Origin of the sequence: Filomicrobium sp., assembly GCF_025698805.1 — a bacterium.
Taxonomy (GTDB): Bacteria; Pseudomonadota; Alphaproteobacteria; order Rhizobiales; family Hyphomicrobiaceae; genus Filomicrobium; species Filomicrobium insigne.
Window position 1 is genome coordinate 268,213 of record NZ_JAILWT010000001.1, and the last position, 20,936, is coordinate 289,148.

The 20,936-nt window shown below is 58.7% G+C and carries 20 protein-coding genes; 7 read left to right on the forward strand and 13 right to left on the reverse strand.

Annotation, left to right across the window (positions count from 1 at the left end; all coding sequences use genetic code 11):
- Positions 1 to 33: 33 nt before the first annotated feature.
- The 4 genes from ispG to K5845_RS01235 all read right to left on the reverse strand — a co-directional run bounded on the left by ispG (position 34) and on the right by K5845_RS01235 (position 3,629).
- Positions 34 to 1,266 carry a flavodoxin-dependent (E)-4-hydroxy-3-methylbut-2-enyl-diphosphate synthase gene (ispG, locus tag K5845_RS01220; RefSeq protein ID WP_287958412.1) on the reverse strand — a complete coding sequence of 411 codons (1,233 nt, stop codon included), beginning with the start codon at positions 1,264 to 1,266 and terminating at the stop codon, positions 34 to 36.
- 113 nt (positions 1,267 to 1,379) lie between these two features.
- Positions 1,380 to 2,177, reverse strand: a complete 798-nt coding sequence (locus K5845_RS01225) for a metal ABC transporter permease (RefSeq protein ID WP_046477610.1) — start codon at positions 2,175 to 2,177, stop codon at positions 1,380 to 1,382.
- Entirely contained in the window at positions 2,174 to 3,049 is an 876-nt protein-coding gene (locus tag K5845_RS01230) for an ATP-binding cassette domain-containing protein (protein WP_076605291.1), read from the reverse strand. The genes K5845_RS01225 and K5845_RS01230 overlap by 4 nt, the downstream gene beginning before the upstream one ends.
- Positions 3,050 to 3,116: 67 nt before the next feature.
- The gene (locus K5845_RS01235; RefSeq protein ID WP_244466793.1) at positions 3,117 to 3,629 is read right to left on the reverse strand and encodes a Fur family transcriptional regulator; all 513 of its coding nucleotides are present in this window, start codon (positions 3,627 to 3,629) and stop codon (positions 3,117 to 3,119) included.
- A 228-nt stretch (positions 3,630 to 3,857) separates the two neighbouring features.
- Here K5845_RS01235 and K5845_RS01240 point away from each other — a divergent pair, with 228 nt between their 5' ends.
- Positions 3,858 to 5,024: a thiolase family protein gene (locus tag K5845_RS01240; protein WP_160298690.1), complete on the forward strand. Its 1,167-nt coding sequence runs from the start codon at positions 3,858 to 3,860 to the stop codon at positions 5,022 to 5,024.
- A gap of 254 nt (positions 5,025 to 5,278) precedes the next feature.
- A complete protein-coding gene (locus tag K5845_RS01245; RefSeq protein ID WP_287958081.1) occupies positions 5,279 to 8,524 on the forward strand; it encodes a coiled-coil domain-containing protein in 3,246 nt (1,081 codons plus the stop codon).
- 13 nt (positions 8,525 to 8,537) lie between these two features.
- On the opposite strand, the gene K5845_RS01250 is transcribed toward K5845_RS01245, so the two are convergent.
- Positions 8,538 to 9,161 carry a LysE family translocator gene (locus K5845_RS01250; RefSeq protein WP_287958083.1) on the reverse strand — a complete coding sequence of 208 codons (624 nt, stop codon included), beginning with the start codon at positions 9,159 to 9,161 and terminating at the stop codon, positions 8,538 to 8,540.
- A 187-nt stretch (positions 9,162 to 9,348) separates the two neighbouring features.
- On the opposite strand from K5845_RS01250, the gene K5845_RS01255 reads away from it, so the two are divergent.
- Positions 9,349 to 10,866: a vWA domain-containing protein gene (locus K5845_RS01255; RefSeq protein ID WP_287958084.1), complete on the forward strand. Its 1,518-nt coding sequence runs from the start codon at positions 9,349 to 9,351 to the stop codon at positions 10,864 to 10,866.
- Positions 10,867 to 11,055: 189 nt separating this feature from the next.
- Here K5845_RS01255 and K5845_RS01260 read toward each other — a convergent pair whose 3' ends face one another.
- Positions 11,056 to 11,901, reverse strand: coding sequence for a fumarylacetoacetate hydrolase family protein (locus K5845_RS01260; protein WP_046477604.1), 846 nt, complete (start codon positions 11,899 to 11,901; stop codon positions 11,056 to 11,058).
- 289 nt (positions 11,902 to 12,190) lie between these two features.
- Between K5845_RS01260 and K5845_RS01265 the strand changes: the two genes are divergently transcribed.
- Positions 12,191 to 14,428: an SUMF1/EgtB/PvdO family nonheme iron enzyme gene (locus K5845_RS01265; protein ID WP_287958086.1), complete on the forward strand. Its 2,238-nt coding sequence runs from the start codon at positions 12,191 to 12,193 to the stop codon at positions 14,426 to 14,428.
- A gap of 17 nt (positions 14,429 to 14,445) precedes the next feature.
- Here K5845_RS01265 and K5845_RS01270 read toward each other — a convergent pair whose 3' ends face one another.
- Positions 14,446 to 14,943, reverse strand: coding sequence for a DUF2244 domain-containing protein (locus K5845_RS01270; protein WP_287958088.1), 498 nt, complete (start codon positions 14,941 to 14,943; stop codon positions 14,446 to 14,448).
- Positions 14,944 to 14,999: 56 nt separating this feature from the next.
- Here K5845_RS01270 and nth point away from each other — a divergent pair, with 56 nt between their 5' ends.
- Complete coding sequence (nth, locus tag K5845_RS01275) at positions 15,000 to 15,770, forward strand: endonuclease III (protein WP_046477601.1); 771 nt, start codon at positions 15,000 to 15,002, stop codon at positions 15,768 to 15,770.
- A 102-nt stretch (positions 15,771 to 15,872) separates the two neighbouring features.
- Here the strand turns inward: nth and K5845_RS01280 are convergent, their stop codons facing one another.
- The 5 genes from K5845_RS01280 to hisA form a co-directional block, all read right to left on the reverse strand.
- Complete coding sequence (locus tag K5845_RS01280; protein WP_287958089.1) at positions 15,873 to 16,316, reverse strand: penta-EF hand family protein; 444 nt, start codon at positions 16,314 to 16,316, stop codon at positions 15,873 to 15,875.
- Positions 16,317 to 16,663: 347 nt separating this feature from the next.
- A complete protein-coding gene (gene hisF / locus K5845_RS01285) occupies positions 16,664 to 17,446 on the reverse strand; it encodes an imidazole glycerol phosphate synthase subunit HisF (protein WP_287958091.1) in 783 nt (260 codons plus the stop codon).
- 15 nt (positions 17,447 to 17,461) lie between these two features.
- Positions 17,462 to 17,824, reverse strand: a complete 363-nt coding sequence (locus tag K5845_RS01290) for a DMT family protein (RefSeq protein ID WP_172655254.1) — start codon at positions 17,822 to 17,824, stop codon at positions 17,462 to 17,464.
- Positions 17,825 to 17,977: 153 nt separating this feature from the next.
- Complete coding sequence (locus K5845_RS01295; RefSeq protein WP_287958093.1) at positions 17,978 to 18,403, reverse strand: hypothetical protein; 426 nt, start codon at positions 18,401 to 18,403, stop codon at positions 17,978 to 17,980.
- A 123-nt stretch (positions 18,404 to 18,526) separates the two neighbouring features.
- On the reverse strand, positions 18,527 to 19,255 hold the full coding sequence (hisA, locus tag K5845_RS01300; protein WP_287958095.1) for a 1-(5-phosphoribosyl)-5-[(5-phosphoribosylamino)methylideneamino]imidazole-4-carboxamide isomerase: 729 nt from the start codon (positions 19,253 to 19,255) through the stop codon (positions 18,527 to 18,529).
- 163 nt (positions 19,256 to 19,418) lie between these two features.
- On the opposite strand from hisA, the gene K5845_RS01305 reads away from it, so the two are divergent.
- Both K5845_RS01305 and K5845_RS01310 read left to right on the forward strand, forming a co-directional pair.
- Positions 19,419 to 19,736: a hypothetical protein gene (locus K5845_RS01305; protein WP_046477590.1), complete on the forward strand. Its 318-nt coding sequence runs from the start codon at positions 19,419 to 19,421 to the stop codon at positions 19,734 to 19,736.
- 161 nt (positions 19,737 to 19,897) lie between these two features.
- Positions 19,898 to 20,296 carry a hypothetical protein gene (locus K5845_RS01310; RefSeq protein WP_052743759.1) on the forward strand — a complete coding sequence of 133 codons (399 nt, stop codon included), beginning with the start codon at positions 19,898 to 19,900 and terminating at the stop codon, positions 20,294 to 20,296.
- Here the strand turns inward: K5845_RS01310 and hisH are convergent.
- Positions 20,280 to 20,933, reverse strand: coding sequence for an imidazole glycerol phosphate synthase subunit HisH (hisH, locus tag K5845_RS01315; protein WP_287958097.1), 654 nt, complete (start codon positions 20,931 to 20,933; stop codon positions 20,280 to 20,282). The two genes, K5845_RS01310 and hisH, sit on opposite strands and share 17 nt — an antisense overlap.
- Positions 20,934 to 20,936 lie beyond the last annotated feature (3 nt).

A 20,936-nucleotide genomic window follows, 5' to 3' on the forward strand; every position in this document is an offset into this window, starting at 1 on the left:
CCAAGAGTACAAGGTATGCTCGTCGGGCCGGCGTTAGCCCGCTTTACGGTTCGCAGCGCCGAAGCGGCGTTCGATATAGTCTTCAAGGATATTTTTGAACTCTTCCGCGATGTTGGGACCGCGCAACACCAGCGCCTTTTTGCCGTCGATGAAGACGGGTGCGGAGGGCTGCTCGCCGGTGCCGGGCAATGAAATGCCGATATCAGCGTGTTTGGATTCACCAGGGCCATTCACGATGCAGCCCATGACGGCGAGGTTCAACGTCTCGACACCGGGATAGCGGGTCTTCCACTCTAGCATGCGGTCCCGGATCATATCCTGGACATCGCGCGCCAACTCCTGGAACACCGTCGACGTCGTACGACCACAGCCGGGGCAGGCCGCAACGATCGGCACGAACGATCGCAAACCCATCGTCTGCAATAACTCTTGTGCGGCGCGCACCTCCAACGTGCGGTCACCGCCCGGTTCCGGTGTCAATGAGAAGCGGATCGTATCGCCGATTCCACTTTGAAGCAGCACACCCATCGCGGCCGACGAAGCGACTATGCCTTTGGAACCCATCCCGGCTTCCGTGAGGCCAACGTGCAGAGCGTATTGGCACCTTTCAGCCAACATCGTGTAGACGCTGATGAGATCCTGTACAGCAGACACCTTCGCGGAGATCACGATGTGTTCGGGCTTCATGCCGAGTTCCTCGGCGCGGGCTGCTGAAAGCAGCGCAGACTGCACGATGGCCTCGTGCATCACCGCGCGCGCATCTTTCGGCGTGGGACTGTTGGCGTTCTCATCCATCAAACGCGTGAGAAGCTGCTGATCGAGAGAACCCCAATTGACGCCGATGCGGACCGGTTTGGCGTAGCGCAGTGCCAACTCTATGATGGCTGAGAACTGACGGTCCTTCTTGTCCTTAAAGCCAACATTGCCGGGATTTATGCGGTATTTTGCCAACGCCTCGGCACACGCCGGATTTTCAGAAAGCAGCGTATGACCGTTGTAATGAAAGTCACCAACCAGCGGGACTTGGCAGCCCTGTGCGCGCAGCTGGTCGCGGATATGCGGTAAAGCCTTGGCGGCTTCGTCCCGGTCGACCGTAACCCGGACGAGCTCAGAACCGGCGCGTGCTAACGCAGCGACCTGCGCGACCGTGGCAGCGATATCGGCCGTATCCGTATTCGTCATCGATTGCACGACGACGGGGGCGTTGCCTCCGACGATGACACCATCGATGTTTACAGCTGCACTTAGGCGGCGTGATGCCGTCATGTTAAATCCTTCGCGCCCAAACTTCGCTTCGCGCAAAGCCTTCTTCAGCTTCGGCGCAGTACTCAAATCGGCAATCCCGGCCAATTGTCAACGTCAGCAGTCAAAGCGGTGCTTCAACCGTTGTCGCGTGCGCCGACCCAGAACAAGGAAGTCGCAGCAGCCAGAGCCATCGCCAGCACAATGGACGGACCTCCGGGAAGGTCCCAAGTCCACGATCCGTATAGCCCCGCGACAACGGCCGCAACCGCGATCGCTAAAGCAATGACCACCATTCGTTCAGGAGTTGTCGCGAATGGTCGGGCGGCGACCGCTGGAACGATTAGAAAAGCGACCGCCAGCAGAATGCCGACGAACTTAATCGCCATCGCGACGGCAAGCGCCATCAAGATTATGAAGGCCGCACGTATTCGTTGACGCGGAACGCCCTCGGCAGCGGCGAGCTCGGCGTGAACCGCGATACGCAACAAGGGCTGCCATAACCAGACCAATGCGCCAAGCACCAAGACGGCTGTTCCAGCCAGCCAGTACAGATCGCTCGGCACCACCGCATAAATGTCTCCAAAGAGATAGCTGCGCAAATCGACCGAAGGTCCCGAGAGTGCGCCTGTCGCGATGATACCGAGAGACAACGCGCCGTGGTGCAGAAGTCCGAGAACGGAATCGATCGGGACAACGCGCTGACGACTTAATGCCAGAACGAAAACTGCCGCAGCAAGCGCAACCAGCAACACGCTGAGCGTCAAATCAACTTGAAATGCGAGGGAGAGTGCGACCCCCATGAGACCGGCATGTGCGATCGCCTCACCGAAATAGGCCATGCGATTCCACACAACCAAGCACCCCAGAGGGGCCGCTAAAACGGCAAGGCCGACTGAGGCAAGAAACGCGTTTAGTAGAAACGGCTCAATCACTTTGCGACGTCCTCATCGCGAGGGTGCGCCTTGTGTGGCGTGTCAGCTGCGCCACCTGATGAATCCGAAGCAGGTTCTATGGAGCGTCCGGACAAGTCGTGGGCGTGATCGTGGTGATGTTCGTAAACAGCAAACGCCGGAGCAAGGCGTCGCCCGAACAATCGCTCGTACTCAGGATGCCGGGCAACGGTCGTGGGCACACCTGAGCAGCAGATATGACGATTAAGGCAGAGTACTCGATCACTGGAGCCCATCACGACGTGCAAATCATGGCTGACCATCAAGACAGCGAACCCACGTTCATCGCGCAGCTTGCCGATCAGCGCATAAAGTTCCGCCTCACCCAGGTAGTCGACGCCACGAACGGGCTCATCGAGCACCAGAAGCTGCGGGTTTCTTAACAGGCCGCGAGCGAGCAATACGCGTTGCAGCTCACCGCCGGACAATAACGATAGCTGCCGCTGAGCCAGACCGTCTGCCCCTACCTCGGACAAAGCCTCCGTGATGACTGAAGAGTGCACGCGCGGAGCAAGCCCCAATTCCAAAAAGCGGCCAACCGTTATGGGGAGCGCCCTATCGATATCAAAACGTTGCGGCACGTACCCGACCGAAAGACCGGGGCGGCGGTTCACGCTGCCGCGATCGGGCTTATCCAGACCCAACAGGAGACGCACGAGCGTTGTCTTGCCAGCGCCATTGGGACCAATCAGCGTGATAGCTTCGCCAGCAACGATATCCAGCGTGACGTCGGAAAGGATCGTCCGGCTACCGCGAGAATAGAATAAACCTTCCGCGCTCAGCAGAGCGTCGGGGCGAAGAACGATCGGCGGATGATCGTGATGCGCATCGCAAGACGACGATGGCTGATGCATGAGCTAGCTCGACGGACTGAGGGCGCGATGTTTGAACGAACGGCATCGGGGCGCGCCCTGCCCAGCATCACCCTTTGTTGGACTTACACTCGCTGCAAAGACCCGAAACTTCGACAAACTTTACTTTCGGTTCAAAGCCAGCAGTTTCAGCCAATTCCTTTATCGCATCAAAAATTGGCTGGGCGGAAACCTCGGTAACTGTGCCGCAGTTCTCGCAGGCTAAAAAGATCGGACGACCTTTACCGCCATGCTCATGGCGACGGCAAGCGAAGTAAGCATTTTTGCTTTCAAGGCGGTGGATCACGCCCGCATCCATCAAGGCATCGATGGACCGGTAAACGGAAATCGGTGCGAGCCGGGTCCCCTTCTGGGCCAGTCGCTCGAGAATGTCGTAAGCGCCAATGGACCCGCGTGTTGAGGCGATCTCCGTAAACACCTGCTCGCGGAGGTCTGTGAAACGTAGATTTTTTGAGTCGAACGCCTCGCGGGCATGCTCAAGCGTCTTGTTCAGTCTAGCGAGTTCGTTCGGCTCTAAAGTCAACTCCACTGAATTTTCAGTCGATTTTGTCATGTGGTTCATTGCCTGTTTCCTGCCCCAAACCGCACAATACAATAAACTTAGTTCAAATCTATTACCTGATGCAGGCCGCGCCTACTATGCACAGTCCGTAATCCCTCCGCATCGCCTTACTTTGGTAAACTTTCCTCTATTTTCATGAGCGCACTTCGGCGGCCTCCCGCGCATTTTACAGCAGAGGCAAGTCGCTCTTTCTCAATTCACATAGCGATGGTCGGGTCATTAGCCAATATGCCCAGCTCGGGACATTCTTATATCATTTCAGCGAAACGTACGGCGTTGGGGCGTGTCGGCGGGTTGCATCGCTCCCGTCGTATTGAGGCCCTCGTGGCTCCGGTCGTTGCTGCGGTGCTCGAAGATAGCGGACTTGAGGCCGCGGCGGTTGACGAAGTCATCCTCGGCAACACGATGCAGGGCGGAAATCCGGCAAGGCTCATTGGCCTAGCTGCCGGACTACCAGAGACAGCTTCCGCCATTACCGTTGACCGGCAGTGCGCCTCCGGCCTCGATGCCATCGTTGCAGGCTGCCGTGCTATCGAAACCGGTGAAGCCGAGGTCGTGATCGCGGGAGGGGCCGAATCCATCTCCACGGCTCCATGGCGCATCGCTAAGCCGAAGAGCCTTTATCAAACGCCACATTTTATTGGCTTGGAGGCCGCGAGCGAAGAAACAGGGGAGGACGCCCAGCTTTTTGAAGCGTCCGAGGTTTTGTCCCAGCGCCTGAACATCAGCCGCGATCAGCAGGACCAATGGGCGCTGCGGTCCCACCTGAAGGCAAACGCGGCACAGGACAAGCGGACGTTTGTCGGAGAGATCGTGCCGTTGCGTGGCAATGCTGAGGAGGCCCGTGACCAGAGCGCCGGCGTTGATCCGTCTCTGGACGAACTTACTGCACTTCCTCCGTTTCTTCCGCCCACAGGTACCCTTACACCGGGCAACACCAGCGCCATGCATGACGGCGCCGCCATCGTCGCAATCGTATCCGAGGCGGTCTGGCAGAAGCTCGGCAAGCCCCCGGCCTTACGATTTGTGGCGAGCGTCTCGCAGGGGGTCGTCCACGGGAATGAGGCCGGAGCGCCAATGGAGGCGATGAAGAAGCTCTATGGCCGCCTCGAAGGTTTCAATTCGAAAGACATCGGCCTCGTTGAGCTGAACGAAAACTCTGCTGCGCAGGCGATCGCTTTTTCGTCTTCACTCGGCCTCGAAGATGATCTCGTCAATCCGGACGGTGGAGCGATCGTGCGGGGAAATCCCTTGGCGGCAGCTGGTGCTGTTCTCGTCGTACGGTTGTTCACCCGCATGGTGCGTCAACGCGACGATAAAAAACCAAATTTGGGAATTGCGGCGCTAGGTGCGATCGGCGGGATCGGCGTGGCCGCTTTGTTCGAAGCAATTTGAGCGACAGGCTCTCGGCATAAAGTCGGGGCACATGTGGATGGGTCCGCGAACAATTATTCAAAATTAGGCCCCGGCGCCGGTCCATTGCCGCCGCATTCGTCGCTTTATCGCCAGGATCGGCAGCAAATATCCCCAAATTGATTTGTTTGTGTACGCGGCTCTCAGCGGATCGGAGCGCAGCATCCCTATCGCCCGACACTGCTTCCGGATAAAGCCGTGTCAGCAAGCGGGGACGAGCTGAAACGGATTTGGTGATGGAAAATCTGAGCCCAGACGCAATCACCGGGTGGTTGCAGCCGCTGAAAGATGCGATCGGCCCGGCTTGGCCGACGCTGCTCGCTCTGATGAGCGCCTTTCTGCTTTTTTGGCTTACGCAGGGTTTCTGGAAGCGCATGTGGGCCGCGCTCGAAGCCAACATCCTTTCCAATTGGCGGCTGGCGCTGCTTGGTTTAGCCGCGTTCGCTTTGTCTATGGCCTCTGGCTGGACAACGTGGGACGGCATGCGCAATTTCACGCGCGAACCGCTTCTGTCCGGCTTGATCACCTTCGGCATACAGGGCGTTATGCTGATTGCCGCCTGGCTGATCGGTGAATCGTTTGCAACAGGTATGCATAGCCGCTCGCGGAACCGCGTCTACGGTCTCACTGGCGTCATCGTGGGTATGCTTGCTGGCTTCGGCATTGTCGGCGGTGTCATCGCGCTGGCGTCAACCGGCGGCCTCCCCCTCACCACCAACCATATCTTGTTCGCGGGCGTCGGGTTGGCGCTCATCCTGCTTCTTGCGATCCTGCAGGGCGATCTCGTTCGACCCTACTTCCAGGGCGCGAAGGTGATCGTCCGAAACGCCGTTCTTTGGGTCATGTTTCTGGCCTGCATGGGGACCTCTGTCTTCTTCGCCTTCGACTCGCGGTTCACCGCGATCTTTCCGCAAGAGGAACGGACGCGCGCATCCGTGCTGCGGGCGCAGAATCAGGTTGCCGGAATTGTCGCCGATATCGGACGTACGCTTTCTGCGCGGCAGCAAACCGAAACTGAAACGCTCTTTCGATCCGAGGGCTGGGGCGCTTATGAGAACCAGCTCGACGAGCTCGCCGGAAAAGCCCAGGGCTCGCAATCTGCCATCGAAGCTTACTTCGTCGAACAAATGGAAGCGCGCCGCCGCACCATAGCCGAACAGCAGGAGCGTCGCGCCTCGGCGGAAAGCCAACAAGCCGGACTGCAAGGCAAGAACGTTCAACTGAATGAGGAGCTCTCACAGCTGCAAGCGGAACGTCCCGGCGCCATGACGGCTGTGATTGAACAGCAGCAAGTCGTCTCGGAAATCGAGCGGCGTATGGATGAGCAGCGGGCCAAGGTCCTCGCTGAAGAGAAGGGCGTAGAAGGCTCTGGCAAAGCCGGTCGCGGTCAGATGTGGCGTGCCGAGAAAGCCGCGCTTGACCGCGTCGCTGCCGAGCTGCAGGTGGCCAACGAACGCCTGCGCGGCCCCCAAAAGCGCGTCAGCGAGATCGATAAACGCATCGCTTCTATCAAGTCGGAGCTGTCGCAAATCGAAGGCACCCTTGCACAACTCAAGGGGGAAGCAGCCACCGCGGAACGACGCATCTCCGCGGCCGAACGCACAACCGGCGTGGAAGAGTCCGCGCTGAATGTCGATCCAGCGCACGTACTTCCTGCATTTGAGCGCGCCAAGGCTGCCTTCCGCCGCCAGCCGACTGTGGAACGTCTCACTGATCTTCAGCAGCAATGTGCGCAGTTGCTCGGTGCCATGGCGGCCACGCCAGCCACACGCGAAAGCATTCGAACGGTCGACTGCGATCCCAAACGGGCAACGGATGCCGCTTCCGCACTGTTTACCCTCAACGCTGGCGCCAAGGTCTTCGCGCAGAACTGCGTTGGCGGCGAAAAGCTCGAACGGCATTCGACAACGGATCAGTTGTTCGACTTCGCGCGCGGCTGTCTCGCGGATTCCGGGCTGCCCAGCGAAACCACCGATCAATTGCGCAAGCGGATCAATTTCGCCGAACTCAACCGGGACGACAAAGCGCACAACTTCGTCGTGAGCTGGAATGCGTTCCAGGACGGCAACCGGCTCGCCTATCTGGCGCTTGCCAATGCGATCGCGATCGATCTCCTGGTTCTGATGACCGGGTTGTTTGGTGCCAATGCGCTGCGCTCACCTTTGCAGGATGTGCCGAGCTACAAGCCACGTTCGGCCAAGCAGCTTGAGGCGATCATTGAAAATGCACTCGCACCCGATGCCTATGAGACGGCGCATGCGGTGATTGAGGCCATGCAGCCAATCACGCCCGTCGATGGGTTTACGCAAGAAGTCATACTCTCGGACAATGAGACAGGTGACAGGGCCAGCGTTCGCAAAGTTCTGAACGCCGGGGCGACAATCGGGGCGGTGGCACAAGATCCGATGGAACCGCGCCGTTATCTGGTGCGTCCGGAACTCTTCGAGTTCCTGTCGATCGTGGCACGCAAGCAGTATGAAAGTAGCGAAGAGCATCGGCGTCTGGCAGAGCTTAAGCAGCTGGTCACGGTTGCGTTGCAGCCTCATGTTGGTGATCACGCGGCAATCGTGTTGCACAACCTTCAACCGATCAATGAACGCGACGGATTTTCCTCCGAGGTTCTCTTCAATGAGGTGAGCCCACCGCATCAGCCCATCCTGCGACGGACCCTCAATGCCGCGGCGACCTTGCGGTATGCGGTGCAAGATACGCGGGCCGATGAGCGCGACCGGTTCTACATTCACAAAGACCTCTATAAAACGATCGCGAAAATTTCTTCTGTAAACCCCATGACGGGAACTTGGCAAAGTGGTCATCCGCTGCTGATAGGAGGCAAGGATGAAGTGCGGGAAGGTGGCGTGCTGAACGCCGCCCCGGCAAGTGTGCCGCAGGATCTCCCGACATATCTGACGTATGCCGATAATGCGCGCGACAAGAAATCCGCAGAGAGTGATGACCTATCGCCTGAACAAGCCGAGAAATTGCGTTCGTACTACGAGGGCCGGCTGCTAAAGGCGCTCGGCCTGACGGATGTCGTCATCAAAGAACGTCTGGGAACAGAAGGCGTGCGCGAGGCGGCGATCGACGCTTGGAAAGCGCTCAAGCGTAATGCCGATCGTAACCAGCGGCTGCACGAGTTGATGGGTGAATACCAGAACCAGCATAATTTGGCGCTGAGTGAAGAATATTCCCGTCTCCGCAGCGAGATCGACGGAAACGGCCAACGCGCCGATATTCTCGATCGTGCTGACCGGGACGTGAACGAACTTTTCCCGATCCTCATGCTGTTCCCAGAAACCGGCCTCATCTCCTACATCATCGCCGAATTGGAGACCGCTTATGCCAATGGCTTGACCGTCGACGAGCAAGAGCTTCTCGATCGCTTGCGCGACGTTCAGCAGGTCATGGCGGATCTCGATCTCAGCGAAGTCGAGGCGTGGCAAATGGTCGAGGAAGCTCTGATCAGCGTGGACGAGCGCTAGGAGGTTTTTATCGCTACGGCTTGAGGATTAGGTAGACGCCGGCGGCGATCATGATACCGGCTGCGGCCTTGTTCAGGAGCCCGCTTGCCCCAGCTCCCAAAAGCAATCCGGCACGGTCCGCCAAATATGCGTAGCCGAGCTTCACTCCTCCCACAGAAACGACTGTGATGGCGATAATGATCGCCAGATCGACACCCGTGATTTTCGAGAGATTCAGAAAAGCCGGAAGAAAGCCTAGGTAGAAGAGCACGACCTTTTGGTCGGCCAACGTGAGAAGCAGGCCACTCATAAAGCTCGACAGAAGCGAGGATCCGTCCTCGTGCCTTTCGCCCGTGACGCGTCCCGTCGAACGCCATAGGCTGATACCCAACCAGAGCACATATGCGCCGCCGACATATTTGATCAGATAGGCAGTGCTTCCCAGCGTTTCGGTGAGAAGCGCAAGGCCGAAGATCGCCAACATGATATAGATCACGTCACCCGCAACGATGCCGAGCGTGACGAAGACGCCGTGAAGAAAACCGGCCGACGCCGCCCGCGCGGTTACCGTCATGACGCTCACGCTCGGAACAACCGCAAGAACAATCATGGACCCGAGCAAAGCGATAGCGCTGCCAAGCGTCATACTGATCTGCACCGGGCAAATTTCCTCGTGACTTTTCTTTTCTGAGTTCGCGGGACTCTGAATGGACTCCACGATTTGTGAGCGGCGTCACTATGATCGCCGAGAGACTTTCACACAAGACGGTGCGACGGCCTCCTGGTTCTCAGACCCATCTTCGTTCTCGTGTGTGCCGACAATTCGTGTGCCTCCAAGGTCACAGATGCACGCGAACTTTTTCCTGCCGCCATTGATCCAGGTTTTGCCCAATGCCTTGCCCGTTTCCGCCGAAACGATGCGGCATCTTGTCGTGATTGTTTTAATTATCAGCGAGGAGACGTCCGACATGTCCGTACTGGACACTTTTCAGGCGGCTGCGAAAGCAGCGGCCCTGGTCCTGGGGCTTAGCCTTTTCGCCCTTTTCATTGGATTGTTTTTGGCGATCCGGACGCCTGCTTTCGCCGCAGAAGTCAACGTTACGGCGGATCTCGGTCAATCGGTGCTGCCCGCCCAGGGCGGCAAAGTTTATTTGCGGCTCAGCTTAAAGCCCGTCGAAACGGAGGTCCGAGAGTCACGCACCCCGGTCAACGTCGCGCTTGTGCTCGATCGGTCGGGATCAATGCGTGGTAAGCGCCTCGAGGCTGCCAAAGAGGCGACGGAAATGGCGCTGAGCCGTTTGGGCAGGGACGATATTGTGGCCCTCATCGCCTACAATCATAACGTCGATATTTTGCAAGCTGCCGAACGGCTGACCTCACATCAAGACTTGCAGCAGGCTGTAAACCGATTGCGTGCAGACGGGACGACAGCGCTTTTTGCCGGTGTCGTCGAAGGCGGCCGCCAAGTTGAAAAAGAGCTTTCCGAGCGACGTATCAATCGCGTGATCCTGATGTCCGACGGGCAGGCCAACGTCGGTCCGTCGAGCCCAGGCGAACTTGCAAAGCTTGGCCAGAAGCTCGGCGGCAAAGGGATTTCCGTAACGACGATCGGATTGGGCCTCGGCTACAATGAGGACCTGATGCAAAGGCTCGCGCTGGCGAGCGACGGCAACCACGCATTTGCTGAAACGCCGAGCGACCTCGTGAAGATCTTCAACTCCGAATTTGGCGATGCGCTGTCCATTGCCGCACAGGATATCGAAATCATTATCGAATGCCGTAAGGGCTTCCGTCCCAGACGTATTCTCGGCAGAACCGCCGATATCGAAGGCAATCGTATCAAGCTCAAACTCAATCAACTGACAGGCGGTCACGAACGCTATCTCGTGGTTGAACTGGAGGCCGACGCCAATACGCGTGCAGAACCGGACGATGTTGCGCAGGTCTCGGTGAATTATATCGATCTCGATGCCGGTTCGCGACGCGATGCGAAGGCCGATGTCAGCGTCAGCTTTTCGACCGATCAAAAAGCGCAGGAAGACAGCATCGATAAAGCTGTCATGAGTCAGGTCGCGGCTCAGATCGCAACGGAGACCTCCGAACGAGCGGTGGAATTACGCGACAAAGGTGACGTGAAGGCCGCTCGCAAGTTGCTACAGGACAACGCGGCTTACCTCGCAAAGTCGCGCGCGCAATACGGTAGCGGCCCAGGGGCAGCTTCCGCTTCGATCGTCGGTACGCTCAACCAACTCGAAGCGCAAAATTCGGAGGCGGCCAGCAATCTTGATGGCGATGAATGGAGCAAAACGCGAAAGACAATGCGTTACGAGCAGCATAAGGCCAAACGGCAGCAGTCCTACTAGGGGCTCTGTTGACCGTGCTTCCTATCGGAAGACCGGTGCCCACTTTTCCGGAAGCACTCAAACGCGCCGGCAGTGCCGACAATGGTCGTGCGCAGGTGCCCAGCCCTATGACCCCAAGGGCCCGAGACCGGCGCGTTTATCGGCCCGCCCCCGTTGCATCTCCGGGGCGGGCCGTCTGCTGTCTCGACATCACAGCTTGAAGGGCACGACTCTCTGGCATTGTTCTCCGAGGCCATCGATCCCAAGGCGAATAACGTCACCTGCTTGTAGCCACTTCGGCTCTTTCATGCCCAGCGCAACGCCTGGCGGCGTTCCGGTCGTGACGACGTCCCCCGCCTCCAGCACCATGAATTGTGTGACGTACGAGAGCATGTAGGGCACGTCGAAGATCATCGTTGCGGTTGAGCCGGTCTGACGGCGCTCGCCGTTGACATCGAGCCAAAGGCCGAGATTCGCCACGTCGACTTCGTCCGGGGTTACCAACCACGGCCCGAGGGGGCCAAATGTCTCGCAGCACTTGCCTTTCGCCCATTGACCGGAGCGCTCGAGCTGAAAGTGGCGCTCGGAGACGTCATTGCAGATGCAGAAACCGGCGATATACCGCATCGCATCCGCCTTCTCGACGTAACGGGCACGCTGTCCAATGACAAAGGCGAGTTCGACCTCCCAATCCATCTTCTGCACATTGCGAGGCTGCATAACGTCGTCGTTGGGACCGATAATGCAGTTGGCCAATTTGTTGAAGACCACGGGCTCGCTAGGAATGTGCAAGCCTGCTTCGGCCGCATGGTCGGCGTAGTTCAGACCAATACCGATGAAATTGCGGACATCGCCGACCGGCGGACCAATCCGCGCGTCATCAGGAGCCATCGGCAGGCTCTGGCGGTCCAGTCCGGCAATATGCGCCAAACGTTCGGGGGATAACCCGTCCCTGGCGAAATCCGCGGTGTGGCCGCTCAGATCGCGGATACGTCCCTCATCGTCAAGAATACCAGGCTTTTCGGCACCCGGTGCGCCAAAGCGAACCAACCGCATGTGCGTTTCTGTCTCCCTTTGCGTGGGGCCGGCGACCACCGGCTAGATTACGCCGCGTCGGACAATGCCGCGTTTGCGGACAAAGGGCAAAGACAAGCGTAGCCAAACCCACTCATCTTTTGGCGAACCGGCGGAGACATCAAACTGACGCAGGTGACCTCAGCCAATTTAACCCACACCAATTTCAGGCATGTGGACTTGTCCAGGTCGCCGTCTTTCGCAGAATTACGAATCGCAGTTTGAGTTGTCATCAGAGTGGGAATTACACAAACAGACGGATGGTATGGCGATGGCAGGTTCGCAAGCGGCCCGAGGCGGAAAGCGTTGCGCGCTCGTGATCGGAAATTCGGAGTATCAGCGCACGGCGCCTCTCGCCAATGCCGCCAATGATGCCGTCGAGGTCAGCCGCGCGCTAAAGCGCATGGGCTGGGACGTCAGTGTCCGGCAAAATCTGAACCGTGGCGCCATGGAAGACGCTCTGGATGCCTTTCGCGTTAAGATGGAGGGCTGCGCGGCAGCTCTTTTCTACTTTGCCGGTCATGGAACCAATATTTGGGGGCAAAACTATTTGCTTCCCGTGGATGCACGGATTGAATTTGAAGATCATGTGCATCGGCGTTCGTTCTTCCTCGGTAACATCCTTGAGGGCATGGTCGATCGCGCCGGTGTCTCCGTCGCACTCATTGACGCCTGTCAGGAAAACCCTTTTCAACGTAGCGCAACGCGATCGCTCAATACGGACTATCGGTCTGGTGGGCGTAGCGGCTCGGGACTTGCCTACATCAAAGCTCCGCAGGGCGCGTTTGTGGCGTTCGCCGCCAGCCCGGGCGAGCTTGCATATGACACGCCCGGCAAACATAGTCCGTTCACAAGCGCACTGCTTGAGAGCCTCGCGGACGATGAAGGCGAGATCACCGACGTTTTCACGCACGTCCAGGATCGGGTCTTTGCAGCAACGAGCGGCGCGCAACGTCCCTGGATGCATTCCGATCTCCCGGGTCCGTTTTATATGTCTTCCCTGGGCGAAGGCCCTCGGGCTTCAGCGCCCGTTGCACGTAGCGATAGTAATCGGCCGTCCGTCACCGTTGGAGGGCACGCGGTCGCGGCAAAGCTACGCGTAACGCCTGCAGCGACGCGCGTCACGCCGACGCCGCAGCCTTCCTCGCAGCCGCAACGGCAAGCCCAGGACACCGCGTCACCCCGTCCCCCTGAGAGGGTGAAGACGGCGACCGCCCCTGTGAGCAGCGAACGGCCTGCTGACACTCCTGCGCCCGCGCCTATATCCGTACCGGCGCACGCACCGATCGGACCGACGCTTCCAGCAGGCACTCAGCTCAGCATCAACAATATCGGTGAAATGGCCGGGCAACTTGCATTGGCACTCGGTGCAGCAGAATGGGAACGGCTGCGCAACACCCGCGACATCGCGCTGCTTACAAGATTTGCTGAGCACTTCCCTGGCTACTATGGAGAGCTAGCGCGTGATCGGGCGCACCAATTGTCGTCAGAGGCTCGCGAGCATTCGAATTGGCTTTGGGCGAGCCAGCGTGACAGCGTTGAAGCCTATCAGCGCTTCCTCGCAGTTTGGCCGCACGGGCGGTACTCGTCCATTGCTCACGGGCGACTACAGGAACTCGACGAGGGTCAAAAGCAGGTTCACCGTCAGACCAAAGCACGAGCGGAAGGTGATGCGCAGGACATCAAGCTGCGCTCCGAAGGTTTGGCGCAGGTCGATGTGACTGTCGACGACGGCGTCAAAACGGAACTCCTCAAAATCGGGCACGTCTTCCGGGACAGCGATATCGCGCCAGAGCTTGTTATCGTGCCGGGTGGCACGTTCACGATGGGCTCAGGAGAAGAAAAGGCGCACCCGTCAGAGCTGCCCGAACATCGCGTTGTCATTCCGCGGGCGCTGGCTGTTGGCCTCTATCCCATCACCTTCGAGGAATGGGATGCGGCCTACGATGCGGGCGGCCTTTTGCATCAGCCGTCGGACAAACGTTGGGGACGCGGACGGCGGCCCGTGATCAACGTGTCTTGGATGGATGCGCAGTCTTATGTCGAGTGGCTTAGCGAAGAAACGGGACACACGTACCGGCTGCTTACCGAGGCCGAATGGGAATACTGCTGCAGGGCCGGCACGACAACGACTTATGCAACGGGCTCCTATCTAGGCCGCAAAGCCGCTCACTGCTCATTCGACCATTGGGGGTGCGCGGGCAAGACTGTTGAAGTTGGCCAATTCGACGACAACCGTTTCGGTCTTTTCGACATGCATGGCAACGTCGCGGAATGGGTGCAGGATACCTGGACGGATACCTACAGCGATGCGCCTGGCGACGGGTCCGCCTTCGCCGGGGACCGGCAAAGTCCGAAGGTCGTCCGTGGGGGGGGATGGCCAGATGTTCCGCGGTCACTTCGCTCATCAAGCCGGAATCGCCTAAAGGCGTCCACGCGCAATGACCACACAGGCTTCCGTGTGGCCCGGGTCCTCACAGCGAAGACCCGCTCAGATAACGCGAAATAAAGAAGAGGAACCGTCGCTCACGCCGGACGCACAGTGCGTGCCGTCAACAAGGCATCATGTAATGCGACGGCGAAATCCTTGCGTTCATCGTCTGTCAGGAAACTGCCGAAGACGATCTCGTTGCCGTGGGAGGACAATGACAGGCTTGTGCGGCCGTCATGTTCCTCAAGAAGGTTGACTCGGACCCAGTAGGTATTGAAGTCAAAGATCTCACGGCGTCCTTTGGGGTCGACACGTGTCAGCACAAGCTGACGCGGATCTAGGTCAACCATCTCGTATTCTCGGCCGGCGCGATAGTTGAGTTTGAAAGCGAAGTAGATCAACAATGCGTCGAGGCCGAAAAAGCCGACGACGGGCCACGCCCCCATGAAGGCGAAGACCAAACCTAACGAAAAACTCGTAATCCCGATCAGCGTCATCAATATAAGGAAACCGGTCGGTCTAAGCGACCGATAGGGGAAGAGCACAGCTTTGAACGTCCCCGGCTCTTGCTTTTTCGATGCTGCTTCGGTCATCAGTGTCTCATCCGCGCCTAAGCGCTCATCCTCAAGGACCTGCCCCAGGAGTCCCTATGAAAGCCGATATGCCGGGCGATGCCAAGCCCGCTCCCCGACGGGCCGTAACGCAGAAAGCCCAAGCGGAACGTAAAAGTTCCCGCAAGGCTGGCAAAAGCGCGAAGCGCTCGAAGAGCAGCGTAAAACTTCTGTCGCCGGACGCCATCAAACAAGTCTTTGAACGTTTTCACGAGATTACCCCCGAGCCAAAAGGTGAGCTGGAGCATTCCAATCCCTTCACGCTTCTGGTCGCTGTCGTGCTTTCCGCACAGGCCACGGATGCTGGCGTCAACAAAGCCACGCGTAGCCTGTTCAAGATCGCCGATACGCCAGAGAAAATGTTGGCTCTGGGAGAGGACCGGGTGCGTGAAGCGATCAAAACCATCGGACTTTATCGCAACAAAGCCCGAAACGTCATCGCTCTTAGCCAGAAGTTGATTGACGAATTCGGCGGCGAGGTGCCGCAGGACCGCGATGCACTGGAGACACTCCCTGGCGTGGGGCGCAAGACGGCCAATGTCGTGATGAACGTCGCTTTCGGGGCTGCGACCATGGCGGTTGACACCCACGTCTATCGCGTCGCGCGCCGCATCGGGTTATCGGCCGGGACGACGCCTCTGGCTGTCGAAGACGACCTGTTGCGCGTTGTGCCTAAGGAATACGGCGTCGCAGCCCATCATTGGCTGATCCTGCATGGGCGCTATCTCTGCAAGGCTCGCAAGCCAGAATGCTGGCGCTGCCCCATCAGCGATCTGTGTCTCTTTGAGGATAAGACACCGGCTCCCTAGGTCTTTATTCGGCTCGTACTCCCCGCTGGGGCATGAAAACGAAAAACGCCGGCTCGGTTGAGCCGGCGTTGATGGTTCGTCAGTCCGTTCGGACGCAAATTCTTAGTACCAGATGACGGCTAAGAGATCGCGGCCTTCGCGGCTCATCAGCAGATCATCACAAGTGACCGTACGGCGATCCTGGCTCGCGGCGCGGAAACGCGCTTTGACAAGTCGGGTCCACTCGATCCGGTCCATGCCGCGAATCTTGATGCGATCGTAACGATCGAAGGCAGCCGGGCTGATGCGACTACCCACTTCCGGATACTGAAGCGTCCAGTTACCGTTGGTGTCGAGGGTCTTGAAAGCTTTCTTGCCCGCGCGCTTGGCTTCAAAAATGTTCAGCCGTCCGTCGCGATCGCGATCGTGCTTCGCGATAATCGAGCATGCAATTTCGCGCCGATCGTCAAAGGTGGGCTCGCTGGCGACCGCGGCCGGAGAAACTGTGGCGACCGTCGCAGCAACGGCGCAGCATGCGCTGAGGGCGATGGATAGCTTTCTGATCATTTGTTGCCTCGCTTGAACTAATTTTTACTGCACTCAATTCGTTAATTCCGAGCGCGAGCTTTCCTATACCAAGTAACCTAATCAGATTGTGTTTTTGCCGTGCTGCATCCTGACGCAGTGCACGGATTCTCGGCAAACACGCATTTCCTTTCGATGACAATCCTGTGATCGAACACGGCTCTTAAGCTAGGTTGATTGCACGCGATGTGCCCCCGCGTTGTGTCAACTCACAACGCGGGTATTGGATCCCAGAATGCGCAGCGCGGCACTCGGTTGGGGCCCCAAGAGGCCGTGCTTAGCTGCACGTTGGATCCCGGCAATAAATGCCGGGATGACGTGGAGAGCGTTCAAATCCCGTCGAGGCGCATAGCGAGGCCGGCTTCGGCCATGTGACGCTTCGCTTCGCCGACGGAATATGTTCCGAAGTGGAAGATCGAGGCTGCGAGCACAGCGCTCGCGTGTCCGTCGCGCACGCCGTCGACCAGATGCTCCAAGGTGCCCACCCCTCCCGAAGCGATCACAGGCACACTGACGGCATCGGCCACCGCGCGGGTGAGCCCGATATCAAATCCGGCCTTTGTGCCGTCGCGGTCCATGGAGGTGAGCAGGATTTCGCCAGCGCCCAGATCGACCACTTCGCGGGCAAAGGCGATGGCATCGATGCCGGTGGGTTTACGGCCTCCGTGAGTGAAAATTTGCCAGCGCGGGGGCTCGTCGGGACTGCTGACCTTCTTGGCATCAATGGCGACGACGATGCACTGCGCGCCGAACTTTTCGGACCCCTCTTTGACGAACTGGCGGTTCGTCACGGCGGCGGTGTTAATCGAAACTTTGTCAGCACCGGCTTCCAACAAACGGCGGATGTCCTCCACGGTGCGCACGCCGCCGCCGACGGTCAGCGGCATGAAGCAGCGCTCAGCCGTACGCTCGACAATGTCGAAAATCGTGTCGCGGTTCTCGTGGCTTGCGGTGATGTCGAGAAAGCAAAGCTCATCGGCGCCCGCCTCGTCATAAGCAGCTGCGGCTTCGACAGGATCGCCCGCATCAATGAGATCGACGAAATTGACGCCTTTGACGACACGGCCAGCATGGACGTCAAGGCAAGGGATAATGCGCGTTTTCAAGGTCATGGAGCTGGGCATACCTCAACGGATCGGGCCGTGGAACACAAAAAAGGCGCCAGCGATGATGAGGCCAAAGCCGATGGCGTGGTTGATGGTCAGCGGTTCTTTTAAAAACCAGATCGAGAAGCCCGCGAAAACAGTGAGCGTGATGACTTCCTGGATCGTCTTCAATTCAGCGGCCGAATAGACTTCGTGACCAATCCGGTTGGCGGGCACTGCGAAGCAATATTCGAAAAACGCTATGCCCCAGCTCGCAATCACGACGAGCCACAGCGGCCAGCTCTTATAGTTGAGGTGGCCGTACCAGGCGAACGTCATGAAGATATTGGAGATTGTCAGGAGCAGGATCGGCGCAACGCTGGCCGGAATGGCAATGCTGGACATGGGTGCCCCAGGAGAGATGAAGATGGATGCCGCGAGAGGTTACCTTGGCGTTAGCGCCGAGAGCCATCATCCTTTACGATTTCGGGAGGTGGTTGTCGCCTGATCCGCGCTGCCTCGCCAAGGTCGGCTCGAATTTCTAACCAGCGAGGACCGTTAGTGCCGCGTTTGCTCTGGCCTTTCGGCGATGATGCGCTCAACCGCATCCGCTAGGATCGCCTCAAACTCTTCGATCTGCTCTTGGGTAGCGCCGAGATCGGCCAAGTACGGCACCGACAACGCAAAGCCCCGCAGGTACTCTCGAAGCTGCTGTTCAAAGGTCCCTCGAACAAAGACATCATAGTCGAGCTGAGGCGCGCAGTCATACAGACGTTCCTCCTTGCGCAACTTCGAGCGCTCGGGATAACGCCCTCGCGTGATTTCAGGCATGGCGATCGGTACATAGCGTATTGTTACCGGCAGGCCCGAGAGACTGGGCGAATTAGCAACGGCGTTTTTTAGATAAACCTCCACAGCCGACCACACACGGCGAAGCCCATCGGAGGCATCAACGAACACTTCTGCTGAATACTGAAAAATCACTCTGCCCCAGCCTCTTCGCTTCATTGATGCGACACGATCGGCCAGTCCGCAGGCAGATGCCTAATGCGGTTGCACTTAACAATCAGCTTCCAGCTCATTGTGCGCGCCACCCGGCGTTCTAGATCACGCCGCCTTCAGAAGCGCCAAGGCTTCGGCTGGGTCGATACGGCCGTCGTAGAGAGCGCGGCCGGTGATGGCGCCGGCGAGCATGGCGTATTCCGGCTTGAGCAGGGCGCGCACATCTTCAATGGACGCCAGACCGCCGGACGCGATGACGGGGATCGTCGTGGAGCGAGCCAGCTCGGCGGTTGCGGGCAGGTTGAGGCCCTTCAACACGCCGTCGCGTTCGATGTCGGTGTAGATGATCGCCGCCACACCGGCATCTTCAAAGCGGGATGCCAATTCGATGGCGGTCAATTCTGACGTTTCCGCCCAGCCTTCAACGGCGACCCTGCCGCCCTTGGCGTCGATCCCTACGGCGATGCGGCCCGGGAACGCGCGACACGCTTCGCGGACCAGATCCGGATTGCGCACCGCAATCGTTCCGAGGATCACGCGCTTGATCCCCTTTTCCAGCCAGGCCTCGATGGTGGCCATATCGCGGATGCCGCCACCGAGCTGGGCCGGGATGGTCAAAGCGGCCAGGATGGCGTCCACTGCGGGCGCGTTGACCGGCTTGCCCGCGAAGGCGCCGTTCAGATCGACGATATGCAGCCACTCAAACCCCTGATCCTGGAAGCTGCGGGCTTGCGCCGCGGGATCGTCATTGAAGACGGTCGCGTCGTCCATTTCGCCAAGCTTGAGCCGCACGCATTGGCCGTCTTTCAGGTCGATGGCAGGAAACAGGATCACCGGGATTCGCCTTCGCTATTCGGGAGATTGGAGTGTCTTGAGTTGGCGCCACGATATGCAGCGTCCGTCATTGAATTGCTATTTTGTTCTTCTTTATTCATGATCGAAGTCAGCAACTCTGAGCGCTTCTTACCAGTCTTTCGTTCATCCGCAAGTTCGAGTCATGTCCACCCTGCTTGAGTCTCGCGTCAGTTCGTTCCCGCTAGCCCCTAAGGGGCCGCTTAGCGAAGCCGATGCTGTCGACATCTGGATTGCGCGCTGGCTGAGAGTTCGGCGCGTGGATATTCTGCGCCGCTATGACTGCGACCCGCGACGGCTTTACGAGATCTGGGAGGGGAGGCGCTTTCCGGCCAGCCGCGAGCGGGCGCGCAAGGTCTTCGCAGAGCGCTATCCCGAACTCATCGACCGCGTCGACTTCGGCAATCACCGGTCCATTCCGCGTTCGAACAACCATCCCGCGCAGCTGGGTTTGTTTGAGTGACTGCGTGCCTCTCAGCGTGCTTGAGAACGTTGAGAACAAATCCTGAACTTTCTCTGGACGAGGTCCGCGATTCATGAGATGTTCTTTTTATGTTCTTCGAACACGGAACATCTCTCAGTATCGCGTAAATGCCCAACCCCCGCCCCCGAAGGAAGCCCGCGATGCGCACTTATCTGATCTCCTACGACCTCGCCAATCCGAACGCCAAGAAGCACGCTCTCGCTGAAATCATCATGGGTCTCGGTGTGCGGTGGGCGCGTCCACTGGAACAGATCTGGTATTTGACGACGGACGATTCGCAGGAAGACATCGAAGCTCGGTTGAGCTGGCTGCTCGGCGACGAAGACGGCCTTCTGATCCAAGCGGTTGAAGATCCCGCCGTGCTGACCAACACCTCGATCCGCTGGTTTCGCCGCCGTGGCGCCGCTGCTGCAGTGACAGCCGAAGGGACCGGCGCCAATGTGGTCGCCTTCTCGCAGCGTGATGCAGAGGCTGACGCGATCGTCGAAGGTTTTGGCGGTGCCGAGGAAACGCTCGCTGATTTCAGGGCCGCCAGCTGAGGAAGTTGGCCAGCAATTTCAGGCCCAGCGTCTGGCTCTTTTCCGGATGGAATTGCGTGCCGACGATATTGTCCCTGCCAACAATAGCCGTGACCGGCCCCCCGTAGTCGGTCTCGGCAACCACATCATCAGGCCGCTCCGGGACCAGATGATAGGAGTGCACGAAATAGGCGTGCAAACCGTTCGGGCCCGTTTCGATATCTTTCAGCAGCGGGTGCGGGCGCAGCACGTTCAGCGTATTCCAGCCCATATGCGGAATCTTGAGCGCGGGGTCTGACGGCTCCAACGCGCGGACCTCTCCCGGAATCCAGCCGAAGCCTTCCGTCACGCCGAACTCCTGACCGCGCGTTGCGAGCAACTGCATACCAACGCAGATGCCGAGGAAGGGCTTACCCTCTGAAATAACGGCCTTTTCGAGCGCTTCGCGCATACCCGGAACGGCGATGAGGCCCTTCATGCAATCAGCGAAGGCCCCCACACCGGGCAGGACGATACGGTCTGCAGCGGCGACGTCGTCGGGTTTGGCCGTGACTTGCACACGGAACTCCGATCCGCTTTCGCGCGCGGCACGTTCCAGGGCCTTCCCGGCAGAGTGCAGGTTGCCGGACCCATAGTCGATAATGACAGCGTTTTGCATTCG